Genomic DNA, 23,672 nt, shown 5'->3' on the forward strand with positions numbered 1-23,672 from the left:
GTCGCGTACCTTCGGGCGCAGCCTGCCGCGTGCGGCTACCCCCCATCTCGTCATGCTGACATGCTTTAGGTCAGCATCTTGAAACGCTTTTAGAAGATCCCGACCTGAAACATGTCGGGATGACGAGCAGAGATGACAAACCCCGAGTTCCCCGATGACGCCATTCTATGATGCGACCGACTCCCCAATAAACTTCCGTATCGAAATCGTGCTCCCGAGGAACCCGAGGACGATTCCCACAATCACAACCTGCAGATAAAACTGCGGATCGATCCGGATGAACTGCGCCAGCTCCGCCGAGACGAGACCCTCCGCGATGGAGTGCATCTCGTAGATGATCCCGGACGCAACCGCCCCTCCCAACAGCCCCTGCAGGATGCCCTCGATGAGAAACGGCGCGCGGACAAACCAGCGGGATGCCCCGACGAGCTTCATCGTCTGCAGCGCTTTTCTCTTCGCGTAGATCGTCAGCCGGATGGTGTTTGAAACCAGAAATATCGCCGAGATCGCGATAACGATCCCCAGCCCGAGGCCCACCGCATAGAGCGTCCTGGTCTGGCGATCGATGAACTCCATCAGCTCTTTCTTGTAGGCGATCTCTCCGATACCCGTGATCGCGGAGATCTTCGCATGCACCTGGTCCGCCCGGAATGTGGTCCGATACTCCTCCTTCAGAAAGACTTTGAACGAAGGAGGAAGCGGATTGAATTCGAGAACCTTCCCGATATCTTCCCCGAATTCCTGCCGGAAGATTTTCGCGGCATCTTCCTTCGATATGAATTGCACCCGCTCAACCCCCTCCGTCGCCAGAAGGGCCGTCTGAATTTCCTGGATCCGCTGCTGGGTGACCGGCTCGAGGAGAAACGCCTCCATCTCAACGCGCCCCCGTATGCTCTCAACGATGCGGGAAGTATTGGTGGAGATCACGTAGAAGAGGCCGAGAAGCAGGAGAGCGATCGCGATGGTGAGGACCGATCCGGCCGCGGAGAGCTTCGCCCTCCTGAAACCCGAAAACCCCTCTTTGACGATGTAGATAAGGCTCATAATAATTTAGAAATTCGATCTGTCACGCCAGCGGACAATTTTCCACGGCTGCCCCGTGCCGGAACGAACGAAGGTCAGGTCGGCATATCCGTCGACTCTCACCACGTCGCTCGGGTTAAAGGTCACCGTCAGGTTGTACCCCCGCTCGATCGTTTGCGAGGTGTCGCTCGAGCTCAGGGGAACCTCCGCGTTCCAGATGAGCGTAAGCGATTGAACGCCCTGAAACAACCCGTAGGTCACTCTCATGTCGTCGTCTCTCCCCCAGCTCACGTCGACCGCCCGGTCGTAATCGGTGTAAATGAAGGTAAAGTCGGGCGAGAGCAATGTTCCGTAAAGCGTCGTGTCTTTGAACGAATAGGCGTTCCGGAACGAGCAAAAGAGATTGTCGATGTTCGTGAAATCACTGCACGTCTCAGACGCCAGGCCCGTATCCAACCGGGGTGCGAACGGATTCAAGCAGCTCAACGAAATCGTGCACAATCCCACCGATATGAGTAAGGTTGACTTCATTCATTCGGTACCGGTAGGCACGACCTTTAGGTCGCGTCCCGTCAATCGCAGCCTGAAGTCTGCGGCTAATTCTCGGCCCACGCTCAACTCCCGCTGAAGACCGCCTTCCAGTAGCTCCACGTCGAGTCGGTCGTCGTTTTCGAATCCTGCCACCGGTAGATCGACCAGAGGTTTCTCGGATCGACGCCGAGGTAGAGCTGCATGTTCCCCTGAACGGCATGGGGAACTCCTTCCTTGGTATGAGGGAAGAAGAGTGTATAGTTCAGGTTGTACACGACCGAGTCCGTGCTCGCATAGACGGGGGGCTCGTTCGGAATCGTCAGCGAGGGGGCCCCGTTCGAGGGGGTTCCCAGGTTCTGGAAGTACCGCCGCTCCGATTCGAGGCTCCACTGGCTGAACACGCTCGCGTAACGCGCCCGGGCCTCCGGAGTTGCGATGAATTCATACCGCCGGTAGGTGGAATCGGCGAAGCAGCGGATATAGTTGTCGACGTTATCCTCTGCGACCGCGAACTGGAGGTTTCTCAGGACGATGTCGTAGCTGGTCGGCGGCGTAAACGTGGAAATGTTCTGCGTCGGCGGCTGGGGGTCCCTCGTCTGAAACAGGTCGCAGGCAGGCTGGCACAATAGGAACGCCGTGATGATGGCAGCTTGTGCCCACAGCCTCACACCGTCACTCTCCCCTCAAGTGCCCTGATCAGTGTAGCCTGGTCCGTCATCTCGAGATCGCCACCGATGGATAAGCCCCTGGCAAGCCGGGTGATCTTCGGCCCGAGGGGCCTCAGGAGGCGCGTCAGGTAGATGGTCGTCGCCTCTCCTTCCACGTTCGGATTTAGCGCAAGAATGATTTCCTTCACCGCGGGCGTCATGCGCTGAAGCAGTTCCTTGACCTTGAGGTCTTCCGGGCCTACCCCCTCCAGTGGAGAAAGCGAGCCGCCGAGTACATGGTAAAGTCCGCGGTACTCGTTCGTTCTCTCGAGCGCCAGGACGTCGCTCGGCTCCTCGACGACGCAGATGATGCTCCCGTCCCGCTTCGGACTGGAACAAATCGCGCAAGGGTCTGTCTCGGTGAATGTCCAGCATGTGGTGCAGTACCGCATTTTCTCTTTGACGCTGACGAGCGCGTGCGCAAGCTCGAGCACCTCGTCCTTCGAGACTTTCAGGAAATGAAGGGCGAGGCGCTGGGCAGACTTGTGCCCGATGCCGGGGAGCTTCGACAATTCTTCCGTGAGTTGCTTGAGCGAATCAGATGGCTGGGGCATGCGGTTGGGGCTGTTTCTGGAACGGACGAATGAATTTCGGAATGCGAACGGCGGGTGATCTTCTTCTCACCCTCAAAAGCCGGGCAAGTTGAGACCCGGAATGTTTGGCAGGAGTCCCGAAGTCGCCTTGCTCATCTCCTCCTGCGCCATTTTCTGAGAATCCTCGAGCGCCTTGTTGACCGCCGCGACGATGAGATCCTCGAGCATCTCGGCATCGTCGGGATTGATCACTTCCTTCTCGATCTGAATTTGCGTGAGCTGCTGCCTTCCGTTCGCGGTGACCTTGACCATCCCTCCCCCGGATTCGGCGACGACGCTCTTCCGCTCGAGTTCGGCCTGTACCTGCGCCATTTTCTCCTGCATTTTCTGCACCTGCTTCATCATCCCGCTCATGTTCGGCAATCCCATCGTACGGCTCCGATCGATTATCGTGAAACGCAGGGCGACGGTCCTTGAACGACAGGATCGATCGCAGTTATCTTCACCAATATATTGCTTTTATTGAGGAGAATCAACCGAAGGGGAATGTCGCGCGGGCACGAAATGAAGTTGGAGCCTTACCTTACTTCATAAGCACCATCTTCCTGACGTCCGAGAATGCGCCCGCCTGAATCTTCACGAAATAGACTCCGCTCGGAAGATCGTTGCCGTTAAATCTGACCGTCCGGATTCCGGCTTCCTGGTCTTCATCGACAAGAGTTGCGACCCGCTGCCCCAGGCCGTTGTACACGTTCAGATGGACGCGGCTCTGCACCGGAAGCGAATACCGAATCTCCGTGCTCGGATTGAACGGGTTGGGAAAGTTCTGCTCGAGAGAGAATTGCGCGGGAAGCCGCTCAACATCGCCTGGTCCTGTCTCCAATGCAATCGGGGAATCGGCGTCGGTGAAATCTACGCTCCCGGTTCCCCGCATTGAAACCGTGCGGCCCCCGACACGGAGCGACGATACGAATCCCGGGTCATAGGAAACGTTCCATCTGGCTGTCAGGGGCCCTACGGGGGAAGAAACAAGGATCTGAAATTGCCTTTTTGCACTCCCGTCAATGCGCTCCACCATCCGGCCGGACGCAAAACGCACGTCGAACACGCCCCCCGGGGGCACCGGAGGAAGATCATAGCCCGCATACTGCGTCAACTCGTCATTCGCGCGGCCAAAATAGAGCTTCGTCGCGCGACCGGATGAATCCGCAATCGAAATCCAGTTGATTTGAGGAAGCGGGGCTTTGAGAGCGGTCCTCTTTTGAACAATTTGATTCGCGTTCATCACGAGCTCGCCCGCTCCGCTCACCTTCACCCAATACCCCCTGCCCGGAACGATCGTGTCGGCGACGGAATAGCCTGCGTCGAAGCCGTAGAAGTGCGAGACAATCGATGTGCCCACCGGAAGCACGGAAGCAGCCGGGATTGCCCCGGAAACCGATCCGACGATGTTCCATCCCCTGGAAACCGGAACGGCATTCGCCATCGAGGGCGTCCCCGAGAGCGAGGCGCTCTCATCCTGCTCAAATTTTAGCCAGTAGCCGGAAGAGCTGGAGAGTTCTTCCGAGTGTACATATGATCCGTTGAACGCAAACGCGCTGGAGATTGCAGTCGGGAACAGATCTTTTTTCTTCCTGCTCTGCATCGCTCCGAACGGGACTGATACAAGGTTCCAACCTTTTGTCAGCGCAAGTCCGAGCTGCACGCTCGTCGTGCTCAACTGCCACGGCTCCGACCACCCGCCCGTACCCATCAGATTCGTCGATTGCACGCGCCAATAGTAAAGCGCGCTGTCCTGCAATTGTCCGGCGACTTCGAATGAATCCCTGTCTGTCCATGCGTCCACGACCGTTGCCCCGAATGCAGGATCCTGTGAAATTTGGAACCGGTCAGATGTAACAACGGTATCCCCCCGCCATTTGAACATGAACGAAGAAGAATTGGCGGTGACACCGAGTAATTGTGGCCTCCCGGGTGTTGACAAGCGCGGCCCATTCACTTCAAACGCGGGTTCGATGGCGTAGTCGACAGAGTTGCCTCCCAGGTCCATAGCCTCGATCCGCATGGAATAGTAACCGCCCCAGAGATGGGCGGGAAGTTGCGCCCGGACGGATCCCGCGTCGCCCGAAGCCGTAAGGGGAGTCCAGACAGTGTCGCCGAGCAGACGAAGGGAGAGATGAATAAAACTAAGGGGGGACTGATCCCTGACCGCTACGTCAACCGTATTGAGCGCCGCGGGATCGATCGTGCCGGAAATCTTTCCGTCGGAGAGCACCTGCAAGTCTTCAATCCACGGAGGATTCGGGTCGGAGGCGGTCGTCGTGAAAGCCACCTGCGCGGTGGCGTTCCCCGGGATTCCATCGATGTAGTACTCTCCGAAGTTGAAATGCAGCCGGTTCGCGCCGGGAACGACAGAGAGCGTGATGGCCGGGGAATCGGCTCGCAGGTTGATGAGTGAATCCCTGGAGCGGCAGGTGCCGTTCGAGTATGCCTCATAGGGCACATTCGCCGTCACAAGATCGCCCGCGGAACTGAGGAAGAGGCCGGGATAGGATGGAACGCCGGCCGTGACGGAAACGGTCGAACTGTTGATGACGGACACTCTTCCATTCCAGCGCGGCGATTCGGAATCGAGCCTGAGATCGCACGTCCTCGCACCCGTCCTATAGATCGGCTGCTCGGGCTGTCCCACCACCAGCGTATCCGTGGGGAGAACCGTCAAGGGCGCCGTGCTGTACAGCAGTTTCGCCCCGGCAGTCACGTCGTAGACATCCTGGCAGCTGTATCCGACATGGAAATCGGAAACCGGATTCGGCATCAGGTACGAGACGAGTTTGAAGGGAGCGCGGATCTTGTATGGAGAAGTCTGGAACGGGAAATAGGTGTTGTACCGGAATCCCCAATCGGACGGCGAGGGGGGACGGTAAAAGTACGGGACGAAGCAGATCTCCGTCGTTGCGCAGGGGTGTGCGTACGAGTAGGTGACCCGTTTGAATCTGGAAACGTCGTTCTGCATGATCATCGAATTCCGGATTCCACCGTCGACGCTGAACGGAAACTCATAGTAATCGCCGTGCGAGGCGGCCGAAAACGAGGATGTCTTCAGCTCGTACTTGTAGTTCGGGCTGATGTCGGAAAAGTAAAACTTCGAATGATCGGTCGAGTCCGAGATCGATCCGGCGGTGGTGATGCCCATGCTTGAACTCTTGTTCACGAGGAGCGTGAGGCCGACGTTGTCGAACATGACGGGCGCTCCTCCGGAATCGAGGGTCGAGAAAAACACCTGATGGCGGGCCTCCGACTTGCTGATGTTGAGAGTCGTCGTCGCAGCGACCGCGACGCTTTCGCGAACGATCTGGCGCGAGGCTCCGGAATAGCGGACGATGACATCATAGACCCCCCGGGGGGGAAAGAGCGACACGGCATTCCCAGGATAGGGAAGGAAGAAATACTGATCTTCGTTATTGTGAACGATCGCAACCCACGGCGCGGCATCGAAATGAAGATCCAGCCGGGCCGACTTGGTGAACACAAAGGGAAGGCTGATGCTTTCCCCCGGGGTTCCCGGGCTGGCGAGTATCGTGCCGGAATAGGAAGGCGGAGCCTGGGGAAACGGCACCATCCCATTATCGACGGTCAACTGGACACTGAACGTCTTGCTTCCTCCGGAAGGGACCGTAAGTTTTGACGGCTTGAATGCGACCGTGATGCCCGGCGGAAGCGGATTGGCCGAAAAGTCATACGTTGCCGTCGCCGCCGAATAATTGTACAGCGTGAGCGTGGCAGACGGCGACCATTGGGTTTGGGTCAAATCATCAAGACCGAAGTTCAAAGTTGAAGGAGTGATGATTCCGCTCATTTGTGCGGCGCGTCCGAGGTCCACCCTCCCCGCCCCCTCCGTCCAGACGTCATATCCGTCTGTGCGGGCGCTTTCCATCAGGAGGGCCTTGACCTGATCAGGCGTCCAGCCGCGATGGAGCTGAAGAATCAACGCGGAAGCTCCGGCGACGTGAGGCGTCGCCATCGAAGTCCCGCTGTATTGTATATAACCGCCCCCCCGCTTCGCGGAGGTGATGCCGACACCGGGCGCGACAACTTCCGGCTTCATATCAAAAATCAATGAAGAGGGACCGCGAGAGCTGAACCCCGCAATCACATCCGAATTATCGACCGCTCCCACGGTCAGCGCCGCCGTCGCATTCCCCGGCGCGGCGACGGTCATCGATCCCGGGCCGGAATTGCCTGCGGCGACGACACACACCACGCCTGAAGCGACCGCATTGTTCACTGCCTGCGAGATCGGGCTGTCGGGACCGCCGGTGCCTCCGAGACTCAGGTTGATGACATCCACATGATCGGGAGTCGTCGGATCTCCGTCCGGGTCGAGCGCGCGTTCGATCCCGGCGATGACCTGGGAGAAGGTCCCCGATCCTGACGCGCCCAGCACCTTGAACGCCATCAGCTTCGCGTTCGGCGCGACCCCGCGGAGCGAGACCGGCTCCGGCCCGTTGCCTGCCGCTATCGCCGCAACATGCGTTCCATGCCCGTTGTCGTCCATGGGATCCGGGTCGTTATTCACGAGATCGAATCCTCCGATCACCTTCGCGTTGGGGAATCCCCCTCCGCCGAGGGCCTCATGGAAATAGTCGATTCCCGAATCGATGATCCCGATGACGATGCTGTCACCCTTGACGCCTGTTTCCGTCCAGAACGTGTCGGCCCCGATCACGGCATTGCTGCCGTCATCGAATGCGCGAACCTGCCCGTCCTCCGAGATCCCCTTTACATACGAAAAGTCCCGAATCTGCTCGAGCATCCATCTCTTCGTCCTGATCGCGACTCCGTTGATCGCCGTTGTATAATCGAACGCTACCTGGGTGTTTGCCGCCGTTGAGATGGATGGATATTTCTTGGACCGGCCGGTCTCAAGGCTCGCAATGTCCGCCCGGAACCGGGTGTGTTCCGCGCTGATCTGGGATAGCTCCGTAGAAATCGATGTCGTGCCGGATTTGGAACTTGAAGGTCCGGCGAGACTGAGCGCTTCAGTTTTGAACTGGACAATCGCCGCCACCTCCTCGTTTACATCGAACACCCGGCTCGCGAGAATACTGTCGCCTTTCACGACGGAAATCACGCTCATGCCCGAGGGAAGTTGCCGGGCATGGCTCTCGTGCGAAAATGTGACGATCAAGAGGAAGAGGCAGACACCGGGAATGACCTTATTTCGACAATTCTCTTTCATACCTGATCCTTATTAGCTCAACTCTGGTGCCAACCCCGGACCCCTGGAAAAGTCACGATGAAATCGTTCAATACGGCTCCTGCTGCGGGAAATCCTCAGCACCCTCCAATTGCCTGCGGGAAAAAACTGTTCCGATTCGGAACAGTGTCCCGAAATGGAACATTGACAGGCCGTTGACGTCCGCACCATAAGAAGCGATCGGGGGTCCAGTGCGAGACAAATCATCGATCATCCGAAAAGCGATCTCTCTCGCCGGCATCGGGTTTCTTCGAAGATTTTCATCCTCGCGGGGGAACCGGGCTGCTAAAAGGTTTGTATCATCTTAAGGGGGGAGGTGCGCTCTTCCCGTTCCGTTCTGACACCTGATGGAACAATGCGAATTTCTTGACTTTCTATGCAAAATAAGCTAACTTTTAGGCAATACTCTATCCATTTCTCTTGAATTCGAAGAACACCCCACATTCGCGCCCGCGCTATCAGAAAGTTGCGGGAGGCGCCGACAAAAAATCCCAGGATGAACTGAAAGAAAGCGGTAACATCCCCGTCCACATCGCCGTCATTATGGACGGGAACGGCCGCTGGGCGAAAAAACGCGGGCTTCCGCGGATCGCAGGACATAAGGAAGGCGTGGAATCGGTCCGGGACACGGTCGAGGCGTGCGGCCAGCTGGGCGTGAAATACCTCACCCTCTACGCATTCTCCACCGAAAACTGGAAGCGCCCGCGCGAAGAGGTCTCGATGCTGATGCGCCTCCTGATGCGCGCGCTCCGGGATCAGACCGATAAGCTCCACAAGAACAACGTTTCCGTTCACGCGATCGGAGACCTTTCCTCACTTCCTTCCGAAGTGCAGGAGGAGCTCCTCGACGCGATCGAAAAAACGAAGACGAACACCGGCCTCCATCTCTGCCTCGCGCTGAGCTACAGCGGGAGGTGGGACCTCACCGGGGCCATGCGTTCGATCGCGCTCGCGATCCAGCAAGGCAAGCTTGATCCCGGACAAATCGATGAGCGCCTGATCTCGCAGCATCTTTCCACCAAGAACGTTCCCGATCCCGACCTGCTTATCCGGACGAGCGGGGAACTACGGATAAGCAATTTTCTCCTCTGGCAACTCGCATATTCCGAGATCGTCATCAGCGAAAGTTTTTGGCCCGACTTTCGCCGCAAAGAGCTCTATCAGGCAATCGCCGATTACCAGGGAAGGGAACGGCGGTTCGGTATGGTGAGCGAGCAGCTTCAGAAGAGACGACCACAAGGGACCTTCCTGGAACGGCTTCTAAAAAATGTTTCGGGATAACAGACCCACCCATACCATTCTTCTCTGTTTCATCTTCTGCGCCCTGCTCCACCAGCCAAAGCTGTACGGCCAGCGGCAGAATCCGGAGACCTTCAAAATCCTCGGGATCTCCGTCGAGGGTAACAACCCGGCGAGCGGGACCGAATCGGGCGCCATCATCGCGAACTCGGGCCTCAAGGTCGGTGACGAAATCACGATCCCCGGCGAAGGCGCGCACGCCGCCGTTCTGAAGCTCTGGGCCCTCAGGATCTTTTCCGACATCCAGGTGCTGGTGGACCATAAGGCGCAGGGCGGGGTCTACCTCCTCATCCGGGTGAAGGAATACCCGCGGTTCGAGAACCTGACGATCAAGGGCTCCGACGACGTGAGCGAGGACGACATCCGGAAGAAGGTGAACCTTACCAAAGGCCAGATCCTCACCCCGCAGGACACGAGCAAGGCCGTCAGTTCCATCAAGCAGCTCTACGAGGAAGAGGGTCACCTTCTCGCGGACATCCGGTCGCAACTGGTCTCGGCGGACTCCGGCAAATCGAACAGGGTCACGCTGAACCTCACGATCGACGAGGGTCCGAGCGTCACGATCGACCAGGTCCATGTCCTGGGCAGCTCCGCTTTCAGCGAGGACGACCTGAAGGGCCAGATGGACGACACGAAGGAGAAAACCTGGTGGCATTTCTGGTCGCACCCGAAATTCGACAAGAAGAAGTTCGAGGCGGACAAGGACCGCGTCATCAAGTTCTACCGGAAGAACGGGTACCTCGACGCCGACCTGGTCTCCGACTCGACCTGGTACAGCGAGGACAAGAAGAAGATCGACGTCCTCCTCAACGTCCGCGACGGGCCCCAGTACAAGATCCGGAGCATCACCTGGGAGGGGAACACCGTCTACAAGCCCGAGGTGCTCAACGAGCGGCTGCAATTCGTTCCGGGGCAGGTCTATGACGAGGAGAAATTCGAGCAGAACCTCCGCGGAAACCAGGATCAAACGGACGTCGCCTCCCTTTACCTTGACAACGGCTACCTGAAATTCTACCTTCTCCCGGACGTGAAGCGGATGCGATGCGACACGCAAGCCGTCAAAACTCCCGGAGCCAAAGCTTCCGACACTCTCGCGAGCGCGGCCGCCCCCTCCAACCACGGGCAGTGCGACAGCCTCGATATCACGGTCCGTGTCTATGAACGGAACCAGTTCCACATCGGGCAGGTCGACATCCGCGGGAACAAGAAGACGCACGACAATGTCATCCGGAGGGAGCTCTTCACGCGTCCCGGAGACTTCTTCAACCGGTCGGCGATCATCCGGAGCCTCAGGCAGCTTTCGCAGCTCAACTACTTCAACCCTGAAAAGCTCAAGCCCGACACTCGGATCGTGGACGACCAGACCGTGGACCTGATCTACGAGGTCGAGGAAAAATCGAGCGACAACATCAACGCGTCCGTCGGGTACAGCGGCGCGTTCGGAGTGACCGGAGCGCTCGGCTTCACGATCAACAACTTTTCCCTCTCCGAACCTCTCTCCGGCGGCAGCGGCCAGGTCCTGAACTTCGACTGGCAGTTCGGAGAAGGGTCGCGGTTCCGCACGTTCTCATTGAGCTTCACCGAGCCGTGGCTCTACGATACACCGACCACGCTCGGAGTGAGCCTCTTCGACACGCGCCAGATCTATATCTACGATTTGCAGCAGACCGGCGTATCGGTGCGCGTCGGCAGGGGGCGTCTGAGCTGGCTCGACGTCTATTCCCGGCTCGACTACACGGCGCGCTTCCAGCGGAACGACGTGCACGACAACGGGGGAAACCCCCTCTACCGGGTCGGACGGACCAACCAGGTGAGCCTCACCCAAACCATTTCGAGGAACAGCACCGACAGCCCGGTATTCCCGACGACCGGATCGAGCGTTTCGCTCACCACGGAAATCTCCGGCGGGCCGGTTCTCCCCGGAAATGTCAGCTACCACAAATGGCTCTTCAATGCCGAGTGGTACTCGCCCCTCTTCAGCTCCGGCCGGCTCGTGCTTTATTCCTCCACCTCCCTCGGATACGTCGATGCGTTCACGAACGATCTGGAGATTCCCCCCATCGACTACTTTTACATGGGCGGGACGGGACTCGGCTTCGCAGCCACCACCGCGCTCCGCGGATATGACGACCAGAGCGTAGGGCCCCGGAACAACGCCGGGCCGACGGGCGGGCGCGTCATGGAAAAACAGACCTTCGAAGTCCGCCTTGCGGTAACGCTCAATCCGATCCCGATCTACCTCCTGGGCTTCGCCGAAGGCGGAAACGTCTTTACCGATTTCCACCACGCGAATTTCTCCGACGTGAAACGGTCGTACGGCTTCGGGGCGCGATTGTTGATCAATCCGATCGGGTTGATCGGGTTCGATTACGGCTTCGGCGCCGACCACGTCCTCTCCACCGACGGGGGCCCGGACGGGTGGCGATTCCATTTTCAGTTCGGCCGGGGCTTTTGACCCCGACAACCTTTTGTCAACCATTACTTCATAACAACCAGAGGCAACCGTGAAACGAAATCTCGCATACATCTCTCTCTTCTCACTTCTCCTCTGCCTGGCGGGCAGCGGAGCGCGCGCCCAGGGGTTGAAGATCGGCTACGTCAACTCCGCGAAGGTGCTCCAGGAATTCCCCGAAGCCATGGAGGCCCAGAAAACCCTCGACCAGATGGGGAAACAGTGGCAGGGCGAGCTCGAGAAGATGGATAAGGACTTCCAGGCGAAGTATCAGGAATTCCAGAAGAAGGAAGGCCTCCTGAACGACGTCGAGAAGCGCACGCAGAGGGACGACCTCCTTCAGCTTCAGCAAAAAGGGGTGCAGTTCCGCCAGGAAAAGTTCGGCAACGACGGCGAGCTTGCGCTCGCGACCGACTCGCTCCTCCGCCCGATCAAGCAGAAAGTAATGAAGGTGATCGAGCGCGTTGCGAAGGATCAAAAACTTAACTTCATGTTCGACCGCAACGAACAGATCCTCGTTCTGCTCTACGGCGAAACGAAATATGACTACACGAATCTCGTGATCGACCAGCTCAAGCGCGGCGCGACAGGGAAGTGAATAACATACGCATAAGGTGACCAGAATGAAAACGACAATTCTCCTCCTCTCCCTCCTGCTGGCGGGAGCAACCTTCCAGGCCTCGAACGGCCAGGCCAAGATCGGGTGGATCAATTCCGCCGCGATCATGGACAAGCTCCCCGAAGCGCAGGACGCGCAGCGCCAGATCGACAACACCGTCGGCCAGTGGCAGGCCGAGCTCACGAAAATGCAGAACGACTGGCAGCTCAAGTACGAGGAGTACGACAAGAAGAAGCTCATCCTGACCGATCAGCTCCGGGCGCAGACGGAAAAGGAGCTGCAGGACCTGGACAAGAAGATCGCCGATTACCGGAACAAGAAGTTCGGGCAGAACGGCGAGCTCTTCCAGAAACAGAACGAGCTGATGAAGCCCGTGCAGAACAAGATCTTCAAAGTGCTCGAGGATATCGCAAAAGAGGACAACTACGATTATGTCTTCGACAAGAGCGGCGACATCCTCCTGATGTACACGAACGACAAGTACGATCTGACGGGGAAAGTCTTCGACCGCATGACGAACTTCAATAAATGACCATGAAGTTGTCGGACATCGCGAAAGCCGTCGATGGGGAGGTTGTGGGGAATGGCGATGCGGCTATCGAGCGTGTCGCCAAGATAGAAGAGGCGGGGCGGGGAGACATCTCGTTTCTCGCCAACTTGAAGTACAAGAAGCACGTCGCAGGCACGTCCGCTTCGGCGCTCCTCGTCGCGAAAGATCTCCCCCTCGAGGAGTTCTCCCGCAGGCAACCGCCCCTGAACTTCGTCAAGGTAGCTGATCCCTACCGTTCATTCCTGAAACTGATCGATCTATTTAACCCGGCGCCTGCCGGCCTCCCGGAAGGCATCCATCCTACAGCCATTGTCGCGAAATCCGCGCGAGTCGCTCCGGACGCCGCCATCGGCGCGTTTGTTTCAATCGGCGATCGATGTACGATCGGCCCGGGCGTTTCCATCCGCGAAGGGGCGTTCATCGGAGACGGCGTCGAGATCGGAGATCATTCGCTCCTCTATCCCCGCGTGACCGTCCGGGAAGGTTGCCGCATCGGGAAACGGGCGATCATCCATCCGGGCTGCGTGATCGGAAGCGACGGATTCGGGTTCGCGCCGACGCCCGACGGAAGTTATGAAAAAATCCCCCAGCGCGGGATCGTCGTGATCGAAGACGACGTGGAGATCGGCGCCAACTGCACAATCGACCGGGCGACGCTCGGAGAAACGAGAATCGGACGGGGCGTCAAGCTTGATAATCTCATCCAGGTCGGCCACAACGTCGTGATCGGCGACCACACCGCGATCGCCGCCCAATCGGGCATCTCCGGAAGCTCCAAGCTCGGCAAGAACTGCGCCCTCGGCGGCCAGGTCGGGCTCACCGGCCACATCGAGCTCGCCGACCGGACGACGATCGGCGCGCAGTCAGGCGTCCACAAGTCGATCCCCGAGCCCGGGAGCACCTATTTCGGTTATCCCGCCCGCGAGATCAAGGAGACTCTGAGAATCGAGGCGGCGCTGAGGCAACTCCCCGCGCTCGTCAGGGAGATCCGGGAATTGCAGAACCGCGTCCGCGAGCTTGAAGAGAGTCTTCGGGCTCTGAGTTCACATTCGATCCCCTAGAGCGAGGCCACCTCATGCTCGTCCACCAGAGAACAATCAAGCACCCCGTGACCATCTCGGGCGTCGGGTTACACACCGGCGTGGCGACAAAGCTGACGTTCATTCCGGCCCCGGTGGATAGCGGGATCAAATTTCGCAGGACCGACCTGCCGGGCCAGCCGGAGATTCCGGCGATCGTCGATCTCGTGGTCGAGGTCGCCCGCGGAACGACACTCCGCAAGGGGGACGCGAAAGTCCATACCGTCGAGCACGTCCTGGCGGCCAGCGTGGGGCTCCAGATCGACAACATGGTGATCGAGCTCGACAACATCGAGCCTCCCGCCTGCGACGGAAGCGCGCAGCCGTTTGTCGAAGCGCTCGTGAGCGCCGGCTTCGAAGAGCAGGGAGCGCCCAAGGACTACCTCATCATCGACGAGCCGATCCGCTACACCGACGAGAAGAACGGCGTCGACATCGTCGCGCTTCCCACCGACGACTACCGGATGACGGTCATGATCGACTACCAGAACCCCGTCCTGGGGAGCCAGCACACGGGCCTGTTCGATCTCGACAAGGAGTTTGTCAGCGAGTTCGCTCCGGCGCGAACGTTCTGCTTTCTCCACGAAGTGGAGATGCTTCACGATCAGGGCCTCATACGTGGCGGCAATTTCGACAATGCGATCGTGATCATCGATCAGGAGATGACACCGGAAAACGCGAAAAAGATCATGAAGAAACTCGGGCTCACCGAGTCCCCGATCATGGGGAAAAACGGGATCCTGAACGCGAAGAAGCTCCGTTTCAAGAACGAGCCGGCGCGCCACAAGCTCCTCGACCTGATGGGAGACCTCGCGCTGATCGGAGTCCCGTTCAAAGCCCAGATTCTGGCGGCCAGGCCCGGCCATGCGAGCAACGTCGAGTTCGCGAAGAAGATCCGAAAGGCCTACCAGCAGCAGAAATTTGTCAGAAAGTATCAGTTCGTGAAGAAGGAAGGAGTCGTGTTCGACAGCGACGCGCTCATGAAGATCCTGCCCCACCGCTATCCTTTCATCATGGTCGACAAGATCACCGAGTTCAAGCTCGACGAGCGGATTGTCGGCGTCAAGAACCTCTCGCTCGGGGACTGGTTCTTCCAGGGGCATTTTCCGGGAAGGCCCATCATGCCGGGCGTCCTGATCTGCGAGGCGATGGCCCAGACCGGAGGGGTTCTGCTCCTGAACGGCCTCGAAAACCTCGACGGAAAACTGGCGATGTTCACCAGCATCAACAACTGCAAATTCCGGAAGCCGGTCGTGCCGGGCGACCAGTTGCTGCTCGAGGTCACGATCCGCAACCGGCGCGCCAAGATCGCGCTGATGGAGGGAAAGGCGTACGTCGGCAAGGAGCTCGTCGCCGAGGCCGAATTCAGCGCCGCGATCGTCGACGGGAACGAGGTTAACCTGAAGGTCTGATTGCTATTCACCCCGGGGCCCGTCAGGTCTCCGGATCAACAGATTCAAGCGAGGCATACTTCTTCATGAGCACCACCGTTCACGCCACCGCAATCGTCAGCCCCAAAGCACAGCTCGGCGATACCGTCAGCATCGGACCCTACGCGATCGTCGAGGACGACGTCGTGATCGGCAACGGCACCACGGTGGCCTCCCACGCCCTGATCGCCAACGGCTCCCGCATCGGCAAGGAATGCCGGATCCACCACGGGGCCGTCATCGGCACTCAACCGCAGGACCTGAAGTTCCGGAACGAGGTGACCACGATGGAAATCGGTGATCACACCGTGATCAGGGAGTACGCGACGCTGAACAGGGGCACCCACGAGCGCTGGAAGACGACTGTCGGCGCCCACTGCTTCTTCATGGCCTATTCGCACGTCGCTCACGATTGCGCCATCGGGGACCATGTCATCCTCGCGAATTCCGTCAACATGGGCGGCCACGTCGTGATCGAAGACCATGCTGTCGTCGGCGGCATGGTGGGGATCCATCAGTTCTCCCACATCGGCTGCCATTCGATGATCGGAAGCGGATCACGGGTCACGAAGGACGTGCCCCCGTACGTCCTCGCCGGACAGGAGCCGCTCGCCTACAACGGGCTCAACCTCGTCGGTCTGAGACGACGGAATTTTGCCCCCGAGGCGATCGACAGCCTCGAGAAGGCCTACCGCATGATCTACCACAACCAGCTCAACATCTCCCAGGCGCTCGAGAAGATCAAGACAGACCTCTCATTAACGGACGAGATCCGCCGCGTCGTCGACTTCATCGAGAAGAGCAAGCGCGGGGTCATCTGGTCGCGCCGATGAGATGGAACTTTGTCGATACCGGGTTCCGGTCAGGCGCGTTCAACATGGAATTCGACGAGCTCCTCGCCTCCCGGCTTGAACAGAGCGACGAGGAGGGAACGCTGAGGGTCTATGGGTGGAACCCTCCCGCGATCTCCATCGGCCGCCACCAGCGCGTCGAGGATTTCGACGCCGACGCGTTGGAGCGCGCAGGCATCGACCTCGTCCGGAGGCCAACAGGCGGGCGCGCCATACTTCACTCGCGCGAATTGACCTACAGCATCGTGATGCGTTCCGGCGAGAGGAGCCCGCGCGAAGTCTACCGGTTCATCAGCGGCGGCCTTCTGCAAGCGTTCAAGCTCCTCGGGGTCGATGCGGCGTTAACCGAAAACGACCGGGGGCTCAAGGCCCCGGCTGCCGACCCGCACTCGCTCCCCTGTTTCTCAAGTTCCGCCAAAGATGAAATTCAGTACGAAGGCCGAAAGCTCGCCGGAAGCGCCCAGCGGCGTTACGGAAGGGTCGTTCTCCAGCACGGGTCCCTTCTTCTCGGACCGCAACACCGCCGGATCGTCGAGTATCTTGCCCCGGCAGTCGGACATGCCGCCCGGTTAATTGCAGATGATCTTGCTAACAGGACGATCGACGTCGAATCGATCCTCGGGAGGGAAGTCCCGTTCGAGGAATGTGCCCGGGCCATGAAGCAAGGGTTCGAGCTCTCCTGCGGGATCACGTTTGAAGAACACGATTTTGCCTTCACCGCCACTCAACCAGCATAACCCGGGACCACCGCGATGAAAAACAACCGAGCAGTTGCCGCCAAGCCGCGCGTCGTAACGACCAAGACGGTCCTGACCATGAAACAGACCGGCGAGAAGATCGCGATGCTCACCGCCTACGATTTCCTCGTGGCGAAATACCTCGACCAGGTCGGGACGGACATCATCCTCGTGGGAGACTCGCTCGGAAACGTCGTGCACGGCTACGACACGACCCTGCCGGTGACGGTTGACGACATGATCTACCATGCGAAGGCGGTGAAACGGGCCGTCAAGAACGCGCTGATCGTCGTGGACATGCCCTTCATGTCGTTCCAGGCGAGCGTCGACGACGCCATCAGGAATGCGGGCCGGATCATGAAGGAGGTGGGAGTCGGAGCCGTGAAGCTCGAAGGGGGCGCGTACATCGCGGAGATCGTCAAGCACCTTGTGAAGATCGGGATCCCCGTGATGGGTCACCTGGGGCTCACACCGCAGGCGATCAACAAGTTCGGTACGTACGAAGTGCGCGCTCAATCCAAGATGGAAGCCGACGAGCTCCTGAAAGACGCGAAAGTGCTCGCGGAGGCCGGGGTCTTCGCGATCGTGCTCGAAAAAATCCCGGCGTCGCTCGCAAAAAAGGTCACCGCGGCGGTCGATGTCCCCACGATCGGCATCGGAGCGGGCCCCCACTGCGACGGGCAGGTGCTCGTCGTCTACGATATGCTCGGGCTGACCGAAGAGTTCAAGCCTCGATTCGTGCGGCGATACACCGAAATGGCGGAAATCATGAGGAAGGCGTTCCGCGAGTATATCGGGGACGTGAAATCGGAGCGGTTCCCGACCGGGAAGGAGAGTTACTAGAGCGGATGGGCATGCCCATGAAGCGACGGCTCAGGATACTGGTTTCGAACGACGACGGCATCGACGCCCCCGGGATCGAGGCGGTCGTAAAGGAATTGAAGAAGCTCGGGGATGTCGACGTCGTCGCCCCCGACAAGCAGCGGAGCGCGGTCGGGCACGCGATCACGATGAACTACCCCTTGCGCGCGACGAAGTTTTACAAGAACGGCGGATTTTTCGGCTACGCCGTCGAGGGCACGCCGGCCGATTCGGTCAAGCTCGCCATCAGCTCGCTTTTGAAAGAAAAGCCGGACCTCCTCGTTTCGGGGATCAACCATGGTTCGAACACGGCGATCAGCATCATCTATTCGGGCACCGTCTCCGCGGCGACCGAGGGGACCGTGCTTGGGATTCCTTCGATTGCCGTTTCCCTGACGACCTTTGGAGATCCCGATTTCCGGTACGCCGCCAAATTCACGAAGACGCTTGCGGCGTTCGTCGTCAAGAAGGGTCTCCCCCACGGAACCTTGCTTAACGTCAATATTCCTGCCGTGAAGAAGAAAGAGATCCGTGGCGTCGTGATCACGCGGCAAGGAAAAACCCGTTGGGATGACACGTTCGAAGTGCGCCGCGATCCGAACAACAAGGAATATTACTGGCTTACGGGCGACCTGGAGGTGATGGACCACTCTGAAGACACCGATGAAATCGCGATCAGGAATCGTCTGATTTCAATAACACCGATTCACTACGATCTCACCGACTACGAGACGCTCACGAAGATCCGTAAATGGCCCGTCGGCCAGCTCTTAAAATGACGCGAAGGAATCCAGGCGCGACCTTCAGGTCGCGCACCGCAGCCTAAAGGCTGCGGCTACCGACTCTCCGTCATCATGACGTCGCCCGAGGAAACGGTAGGCGCGACCTTTAGGTCGCGTATCTATCGGCGCAGCCTAAAGGCTGCGGCTACCAACCCACTGTCATCCTGAGCGAAGCGAAGGATCTCCCCTACTTCAGCACAAACTCCGCCACAATCCCCCCGAGTATGCACACCTCAATCCCGTATGCCACACGCATATTCCATTTCTTGATGCTGTGCCAGACGAACGCCAGCAGATACATCACGATCGTCAACCCCGCGAAGAGGCCCAACGCCTGCACATAGCCCAGCGTCTGCCCGAACATTCTCACGAAACTGAAATCGTAGTCGTGGCCGTAGACGATAAGCAAGTGCACGACATAAACAAGAAGCGATTCCTGCCCGAATAAGGAGAGGAGAGACGGGCCCGAGGACTGCCGTTTCCTGCCGAGAAGCCAGAGCCCGGCGAGCGCCATCACCACACACCCAACCCTCACAAAAAAGAACTCCGGGCTTGCCCGAAAGAAATCATGATTCGGGTAGACACCGAACGGCGCGAATTCCGCCGCCACCGATAGCACCATCCCGCCCACGGCGAGAATCCCGAACCACTTCATGCACTCTGCGTCCTTCTTCTCCTCCGCGGCACGAACGTACCAGAATCCGAGTATCAGGCCTACCATCAGGAAAGCCGCCCACGGGAACATCGGGAATTGCGACTGAAACTGGAGGGAGAGATACGGACGGAACCAGATCGGAAGCCCGGACAGATCCATCGCGCGGACCACCGGCGCCGCGAAGATCACGGCCAGGGCAAGAATGGAGACGATCGTACGGAAAATGTCCGGCTTCCGCGTCACGGAAGCGAGAAGGACCAGCAAGAGGAGCGTGACGGCGATGACCTGCAGGATATCCACCTGAAAGAACGATATCCAGAGATGCTCGTCCGTGATTCCCGCCATCCTCCGGAGCGAAAAGAACGGCAAATGGAGCGAGTACGCGACGACCAGAATAAACACCATCCGGACGACCGTGCGCCAGAACGGGCGCTCGAACCGCATGAACTTGTCCCACCGGCGCCGCAGGCTGATCGCGAGACCGAATCCCGCGCAGAAAAGGAATGAAGGGGCCACGAGCCCGTTGACGAATGTGAGAATCTTGAACGGAGCCTGGTCCTTCAGCGATTGGGCGAGGAGCGCGTTCAGCACGTGCGTCTCGATCATGACGAGGACGGCCCATCCCCGCAAGAGATCGACGAAGAGGAATCGGTCTGAAGCGGCCGGCTTTTCGGGAGCGTTCAACGGGAGGGATACGCGGCGGGACTACCTGAGTCCCAGCCTGCCCCGGATGATGTTATCGAGATGGTCGATGTCGACAGGTTTGGTGAGGTAGGCGTCAACCCCCAGGGATTCGCCGTACTTTTGGGCGAGGGGGTCGTCCACCGCGGTGAGGAAAAACACCGGCGTCTTCAGGAATCTCGGGTTCTTCTTGATCGCCTGAAACAATTCGAATCCATTGACGGGCTGCATCCGGAGATCGGCGAGTATGATGTCCGGGGTTTTCGTCTTGAGGAGGGCCAGCGCTTCGGCGCCATTGGTCGCCTGGAGCACGTCGTAACCCTTTTCCACCAAAGCATCCTTCATCGTCTCGAGCGCTCCCGGCTCGTCGTCCACATACAGAATCAGAGCTTTATCCATATGCTTTCCCCGTCAACAAGTTTAAACTGCGGCTCCTGTACCCGTTGCCGAGGTAGATAATAGCCTGATTTCCCCACAAAGTCAATAGTCCTCCCTCTCCGGTGTGATCCAGATTCGCGAGGCCCTTATGCCAGCGTTTCCAGGGAAGGAAGAGGTATGGTGAGTGATCGTGCCCCAGTTTCTTCTTTTCTCGTCATCCCGACATGTTTTAGGTCGGGATCTTCATTGGGTTTGCCTCGTTCCCCTCTTGACCCTTGCCATGAAGGTTAGTATCTTGGGTGCGGACAGCTAAATCCGCCTAACGTGAACGAACAAATCGCTCGGTCCAGATGATTTTCAATGCCATGAGTTTCCTTCCCGGCATGCTCCTGAGTCTCGCACTCAAGACGTGGATGTACCGGGCCGTCTTCCGTTGGCAAAAGATCACCGCCAATCTCATGAATTGCGTCGTGATCGCCGGGAGCGGGATCGTGGTTTCCCTGATTCCGTTGTTTTTTATCCCGCAGTTGCTCGTGGTGGTCGCACTCGCAACATACCTCTGTTCCAGATACACAAACATCCCGCTCTTCCCAAATTCGGTGGCCATCGCCGCCAGCGTCGAAATCGTCGCGGAGGTCGTTCTCTCCTCCATCGTTTGGCCGATCATCCACGCCTTCTAGGAAACCGGTAATGACTCTTCGAAACGCCCTCTACGGTCTCGCTCTTCTTCTAGCGCTGCTTTTCATTGGAACCCGGGATTCCCTCCTCCACGCGCAGATCCAGGTCACAATCGGAGCGAGCAAGGATAACACCCTCTACCAGGACACTACAGGCTCCCTGAGCGATGGCGCGGGACAGCACTTCTTTACGGGCCGGACGAACGCGGGCTTCCGGAGACGGGCCCTCGTTGCCTTTAATCTCGCGGGCAATATTCCCCAGCACGCTGTGATTCAGAGCGCAAGACTCACGCTCAATATGTCGCGGACCTCCTCCTTCGGAGAGCGGGTCGATCTTCATCGGGTGCTCGCAGATTGGGGCGAGGGCACTTCAGTTGCGGCGGGAGATGAGGGAAGCGGAACGGGGGCAACCACCGGCGACGCGACGTGGATCCACCGGTTCTTTAATACGCAGACATGGTCAACCCCGGGCGGGGATTTCGACGCCACGCCGAGCGAAACACTCCACGTGTCGGGAGTCGGGACCTACACGTGGGGATCCACTCCGGCCATGGTGAGCGATGTCCAGCGCTGGCTCGACACAGCCTCCTCCAATTTCGGGTGGATACTGATCGGGAACGAAGCCGCTCTTCAAACGACGAAACGCTTCGATAGCAAAGACAATATCGTGGACAGCCTGCGCCCAAGGTTGGTCGTCACCTACCAGGAGGTCCTGGGCGTGAAGGACGCGGGAACAGTCGGGCGGGAATACACGCTCTCGCAGAACTACCCGAATCCCTTCAATCCTTCGACAAACATCGCCTATACCCTTCCCAAACGATCGAGCGTCTCCCTCGCGGTCCTCAATGTATTGGGGATGAAAGTGGCTACCATTGCCGAGGGTGTTCAGGAGGCGGGACCGCACAGCATTGTGTTCGACGGCTCCGGAGTACCGAGCGGAGTTTACTATTATAGGCTGCTCGCCGGGCCCTATTCGAACACCAAAAAGCTTCTTCTTATCCGTTGACCGTTGAGCTCTGCTCGACAACTTCCGAACGTGATGTCGCGCGACGTTCGGTAGAAAACTCAAAGCTCATCTCTCCCCTCTCCAACCGGAGAAGCGCCTCCTTCCTTCTCAGCCCGCCGCCGTAACCGCCCATCTCGCCGTTCTTGTTGACAACCCTGTGACAGGGAATCACGATCGCGATCCGGTTCATCCCGTTCGCCGTCCCGACCGCCCTGACGGCCTTCGGGGAGCCGACTCTCTTCGCAATCTCTTCATAAGAGGTCGTCGCGCCGTACGGAATTTTCAGTAACGCGTTCCACACGCTTTGTTGGAACGGGCTTCCGGGGTAAACGAGCGGGAGCGAGAAATTCTTCCTCTCCCCCGCGAAGTACTCGCGGAGCTCACCCTGCAATTTCCGGATATGATCGTTCGAGCCGGGGACGATCGCTCGCTTGAAATGCCGCCGGAGCGTCGCGACCTGCCCCTCCAGCATCCGCCGGTCTGTGAATTCAAGCAGGCAAATTCCCTCCGATGTTGCCCCCGCGATCAGCGGACCTAACGGACTCTCGATCCAGGCAACGAGAACGCAATCGGTATCGCGGCTCTTTCCGGGGGGAGTCCCAAACGTCTTTGCGAATGCATCCCTGAACCCGCTGTGCGACTCATAACCATATCCGAGCACCACATCGTCCAGATCCTCTCCGAGGCGGATTTGTTCGAGCGACTTCCCCAGTCTCCGCCCCCGGCAGTAAGCCTGGAAGGTCATCCCGTAATTCTTGAGAAAATACCTGCGGGCGCGAGCCGGCTCGATCCCCATCTCGCGCAGACTGGCGTCCGAGTACCGCCTCGAAGGGTCCTTTTCGATCGCCTCAAAGAGCCTCTCCACCCACTCCGGAGTGTCATTCAAGTCGAGCGGATGGCAGCGTTTGCACGGGCGGTAGCCCGCGAAAACGGCCTCGCGGGAAGTCGGATAGTATTCGACGTTTTCGGGCATCGGTTTCCGCGCCGGACACGACGGCTTGCAAAAAATACCGGTCGTCCGGACTCCCAGGAAGAAAATACCGTCATACGAGGCGTCGCTCTTCCTGTAGGCGCGCTCCATCTCGGGTATTGGCGGGAGCGTCGATGTCATGGTTTCCATTGGCTCATCCTTCAACTGTGATGGATGTAATATAACCACAGCCTCCGACATACTCCACCGAAAAATGGACGTAGATGTTTGGATTTGGGCAAGATCCCGCGTGCCCCTGGATAAGCGAACCATTGCGTTTTACGTTTTTTCACCTTACATTTGTGCTGCTTTAACGGATCAATCGGGGGTTGGCACATGCAGTTGCGTAAGTTATACCGTACGATCGAGAACATCGGTTCTCAGCCCTTCAGCAGTACGGAAGAGCTTCTTCGGCGCGTCCTCGAAGAAGTGGTGCGGAACGAAGAGATTAAGATCAAGGGAGGCCGGGCCTGGAAGTTCAACCCCAAGTCCGGCGCCTACCTGCTCCTCCAGCAGGTGGGAGAGATGGAACCGATAGAGCCCAACTATCAGGTGAAAGTCAAGGATTACCCCGTTTTTCAGCAGTTGTCG

General features: G+C 58.6%; 22 protein-coding genes. 13 read left to right on the forward strand and 9 right to left on the reverse strand.

Translation table 11 applies throughout. The annotated features are described in order from the left end of the window. Positions 1-165 precede the first annotated feature (165 nt). From VI215_09855 to VI215_09880, 6 genes are all read right to left on the reverse strand, one after another. A complete protein-coding gene (locus VI215_09855; protein HEY6192610.1) occupies positions 166-1,044 on the reverse strand; it encodes a permease-like cell division protein FtsX in 879 nt (292 codons plus the stop codon). Between the two features lie 6 nt (positions 1,045-1,050). Further along, a complete protein-coding gene (locus VI215_09860) occupies positions 1,051-1,554 on the reverse strand; it encodes a hypothetical protein (protein HEY6192611.1) in 504 nt (167 codons plus the stop codon). Positions 1,555-1,637: 83 nt separating this feature from the next. Next, complete coding sequence (locus VI215_09865) at positions 1,638-2,222, reverse strand: hypothetical protein (protein HEY6192612.1); 585 nt, start codon at positions 2,220-2,222, stop codon at positions 1,638-1,640. Beyond that, positions 2,219-2,815, reverse strand: a complete 597-nt coding sequence (gene recR, locus VI215_09870; GenBank protein ID HEY6192613.1) for a recombination mediator RecR — start codon at positions 2,813-2,815, stop codon at positions 2,219-2,221. The genes VI215_09865 and recR overlap by 4 nt, the downstream gene beginning before the upstream one ends. A gap of 72 nt (positions 2,816-2,887) precedes the next feature. Beyond that, positions 2,888-3,217 (reverse strand): YbaB/EbfC family nucleoid-associated protein, encoded by a 330-nt coding sequence (locus tag VI215_09875; protein ID HEY6192614.1) that lies wholly within the window; start codon positions 3,215-3,217, stop codon positions 2,888-2,890. Positions 3,218-3,377: 160 nt separating this feature from the next. Then, on the reverse strand, positions 3,378-8,036 hold the full coding sequence (locus VI215_09880) for a S8 family serine peptidase (protein HEY6192615.1): 4,659 nt from the start codon (positions 8,034-8,036) through the stop codon (positions 3,378-3,380). 438 nt (positions 8,037-8,474) lie between these two features. On the opposite strand from VI215_09880, the gene VI215_09885 reads away from it, so the two are divergent. The 10 genes from VI215_09885 (at position 8,475) to surE (ending at position 18,711) form a co-directional block, all read left to right on the forward strand. Continuing rightward, positions 8,475-9,335: an isoprenyl transferase gene (locus VI215_09885; protein ID HEY6192616.1), complete on the forward strand. Its 861-nt coding sequence runs from the start codon at positions 8,475-8,477 to the stop codon at positions 9,333-9,335. Continuing rightward, the gene (locus VI215_09890) at positions 9,322-11,808 is read left to right on the forward strand and encodes a POTRA domain-containing protein (protein ID HEY6192617.1); all 2,487 of its coding nucleotides are present in this window, start codon (positions 9,322-9,324) and stop codon (positions 11,806-11,808) included. Before VI215_09885 ends, VI215_09890 begins: the two co-directional genes overlap by 14 nt. Before the next feature lie 49 nt (positions 11,809-11,857). After that, positions 11,858-12,403 carry an OmpH family outer membrane protein gene (locus tag VI215_09895; GenBank protein HEY6192618.1) on the forward strand — a complete coding sequence of 182 codons (546 nt, stop codon included), beginning with the start codon at positions 11,858-11,860 and terminating at the stop codon, positions 12,401-12,403. Between the two features lie 25 nt (positions 12,404-12,428). Beyond that, positions 12,429-12,956 (forward strand): OmpH family outer membrane protein, encoded by a 528-nt coding sequence (locus VI215_09900; protein HEY6192619.1) that lies wholly within the window; start codon positions 12,429-12,431, stop codon positions 12,954-12,956. Then, positions 12,953-14,035 carry a UDP-3-O-(3-hydroxymyristoyl)glucosamine N-acyltransferase gene (lpxD, locus tag VI215_09905; GenBank protein ID HEY6192620.1) on the forward strand — a complete coding sequence of 361 codons (1,083 nt, stop codon included), beginning with the start codon at positions 12,953-12,955 and terminating at the stop codon, positions 14,033-14,035. The genes VI215_09900 and lpxD overlap by 4 nt, the downstream gene beginning before the upstream one ends. A gap of 14 nt (positions 14,036-14,049) precedes the next feature. Continuing rightward, positions 14,050-15,465: a bifunctional UDP-3-O-[3-hydroxymyristoyl] N-acetylglucosamine deacetylase/3-hydroxyacyl-ACP dehydratase gene (locus tag VI215_09910; GenBank protein HEY6192621.1), complete on the forward strand. Its 1,416-nt coding sequence runs from the start codon at positions 14,050-14,052 to the stop codon at positions 15,463-15,465. 65 nt (positions 15,466-15,530) lie between these two features. Beyond that, positions 15,531-16,316, forward strand: a complete 786-nt coding sequence (lpxA, locus tag VI215_09915) for an acyl-ACP--UDP-N-acetylglucosamine O-acyltransferase (GenBank protein HEY6192622.1) — start codon at positions 15,531-15,533, stop codon at positions 16,314-16,316. After that, positions 16,313-17,071, forward strand: a complete 759-nt coding sequence (locus VI215_09920; GenBank protein HEY6192623.1) for a lipoate--protein ligase family protein — start codon at positions 16,313-16,315, stop codon at positions 17,069-17,071. The genes lpxA and VI215_09920 overlap by 4 nt, the downstream gene beginning before the upstream one ends. A 15-nt stretch (positions 17,072-17,086) precedes the next feature. Next, on the forward strand, positions 17,087-17,914 hold the full coding sequence (gene panB / locus VI215_09925) for a 3-methyl-2-oxobutanoate hydroxymethyltransferase (GenBank protein HEY6192624.1): 828 nt from the start codon (positions 17,087-17,089) through the stop codon (positions 17,912-17,914). 17 nt (positions 17,915-17,931) lie between these two features. Further along, a complete protein-coding gene (surE, locus tag VI215_09930; protein HEY6192625.1) occupies positions 17,932-18,711 on the forward strand; it encodes a 5'/3'-nucleotidase SurE in 780 nt (259 codons plus the stop codon). 190 nt (positions 18,712-18,901) lie between these two features. On the opposite strand, the gene VI215_09935 is transcribed toward surE, so the two are convergent. Then, entirely contained in the window at positions 18,902-20,053 is a 1,152-nt protein-coding gene (locus VI215_09935) for a heparan-alpha-glucosaminide N-acetyltransferase domain-containing protein (GenBank protein HEY6192626.1), read from the reverse strand. A 21-nt stretch (positions 20,054-20,074) separates the two neighbouring features. Then, positions 20,075-20,449 carry a response regulator gene (locus VI215_09940; protein ID HEY6192627.1) on the reverse strand — a complete coding sequence of 125 codons (375 nt, stop codon included), beginning with the start codon at positions 20,447-20,449 and terminating at the stop codon, positions 20,075-20,077. 344 nt (positions 20,450-20,793) lie between these two features. Here VI215_09940 and VI215_09945 point away from each other — a divergent pair, with 344 nt between their 5' ends. Further along, entirely contained in the window at positions 20,794-21,108 is a 315-nt protein-coding gene (locus tag VI215_09945) for a hypothetical protein (GenBank protein ID HEY6192628.1), read from the forward strand. 10 nt (positions 21,109-21,118) lie between these two features. Then, positions 21,119-22,111: a DNRLRE domain-containing protein gene (locus tag VI215_09950; protein ID HEY6192629.1), complete on the forward strand. Its 993-nt coding sequence runs from the start codon at positions 21,119-21,121 to the stop codon at positions 22,109-22,111. Here VI215_09950 and VI215_09955 read toward each other — a convergent pair. After that, positions 22,101-23,231, reverse strand: a complete 1,131-nt coding sequence (locus VI215_09955; protein HEY6192630.1) for a methylated-DNA--[protein]-cysteine S-methyltransferase — start codon at positions 23,229-23,231, stop codon at positions 22,101-22,103. The genes VI215_09950 and VI215_09955 overlap by 11 nt on opposite strands. A gap of 186 nt (positions 23,232-23,417) precedes the next feature. On the opposite strand from VI215_09955, the gene VI215_09960 reads away from it, so the two are divergent. Further along, on the forward strand, positions 23,418-23,672 hold a 255-nt coding region (locus VI215_09960), incomplete at its 3' end, for a serine/threonine-protein phosphatase (protein ID HEY6192631.1).

The organism is Bacteroidota bacterium (assembly GCA_036522515.1).
Taxonomy (GTDB): domain Bacteria; phylum Bacteroidota; class Ignavibacteria; order UBA10030; family SZUA-254; genus VBOC01.

Coding starts and splice junctions, on each gene's coding strand:
- VI215_09855 (HEY6192610.1), bottom strand. CDS start 1,044: ATGAGCCTTATCTACATCGTCAAAGAGGGGTTTTCGGGTTTCAGGAGG.
- VI215_09860 (HEY6192611.1), bottom strand. CDS start 1,554: ATGAAGTCAACCTTACTCATATCGGTGGGATTGTGCACGATTTCGTTG.
- recR (HEY6192613.1), bottom strand. CDS start 2,815: ATGCCCCAGCCATCTGATTCGCTCAAGCAACTCACGGAAGAATTGTCG.
- VI215_09880 (HEY6192615.1), bottom strand. CDS start 8,036: ATGAAAGAGAATTGTCGAAATAAGGTCATTCCCGGTGTCTGCCTCTTC.
- VI215_09890 (HEY6192617.1), top strand. CDS start 9,322: ATGTTTCGGGATAACAGACCCACCCATACCATTCTTCTCTGTTTCATC.
- VI215_09900 (HEY6192619.1), top strand. CDS start 12,429: ATGAAAACGACAATTCTCCTCCTCTCCCTCCTGCTGGCGGGAGCAACC.
- lpxD (HEY6192620.1), top strand. CDS start 12,953: ATGACCATGAAGTTGTCGGACATCGCGAAAGCCGTCGATGGGGAGGTT.
- VI215_09910 (HEY6192621.1), top strand. CDS start 14,050: ATGCTCGTCCACCAGAGAACAATCAAGCACCCCGTGACCATCTCGGGC.
- lpxA (HEY6192622.1), top strand. CDS start 15,531: ATGAGCACCACCGTTCACGCCACCGCAATCGTCAGCCCCAAAGCACAG.
- VI215_09920 (HEY6192623.1), top strand. CDS start 16,313: ATGAGATGGAACTTTGTCGATACCGGGTTCCGGTCAGGCGCGTTCAAC.
- panB (HEY6192624.1), top strand. CDS start 17,087: ATGAAAAACAACCGAGCAGTTGCCGCCAAGCCGCGCGTCGTAACGACC.
- surE (HEY6192625.1), top strand. CDS start 17,932: ATGAAGCGACGGCTCAGGATACTGGTTTCGAACGACGACGGCATCGAC.
- VI215_09940 (HEY6192627.1), bottom strand. CDS start 20,449: ATGGATAAAGCTCTGATTCTGTATGTGGACGACGAGCCGGGAGCGCTC.
- VI215_09945 (HEY6192628.1), top strand. CDS start 20,794: ATGAGTTTCCTTCCCGGCATGCTCCTGAGTCTCGCACTCAAGACGTGG.
- VI215_09950 (HEY6192629.1), top strand. CDS start 21,119: ATGACTCTTCGAAACGCCCTCTACGGTCTCGCTCTTCTTCTAGCGCTG.
- VI215_09955 (HEY6192630.1), bottom strand. CDS start 23,231: ATGGAAACCATGACATCGACGCTCCCGCCAATACCCGAGATGGAGCGC.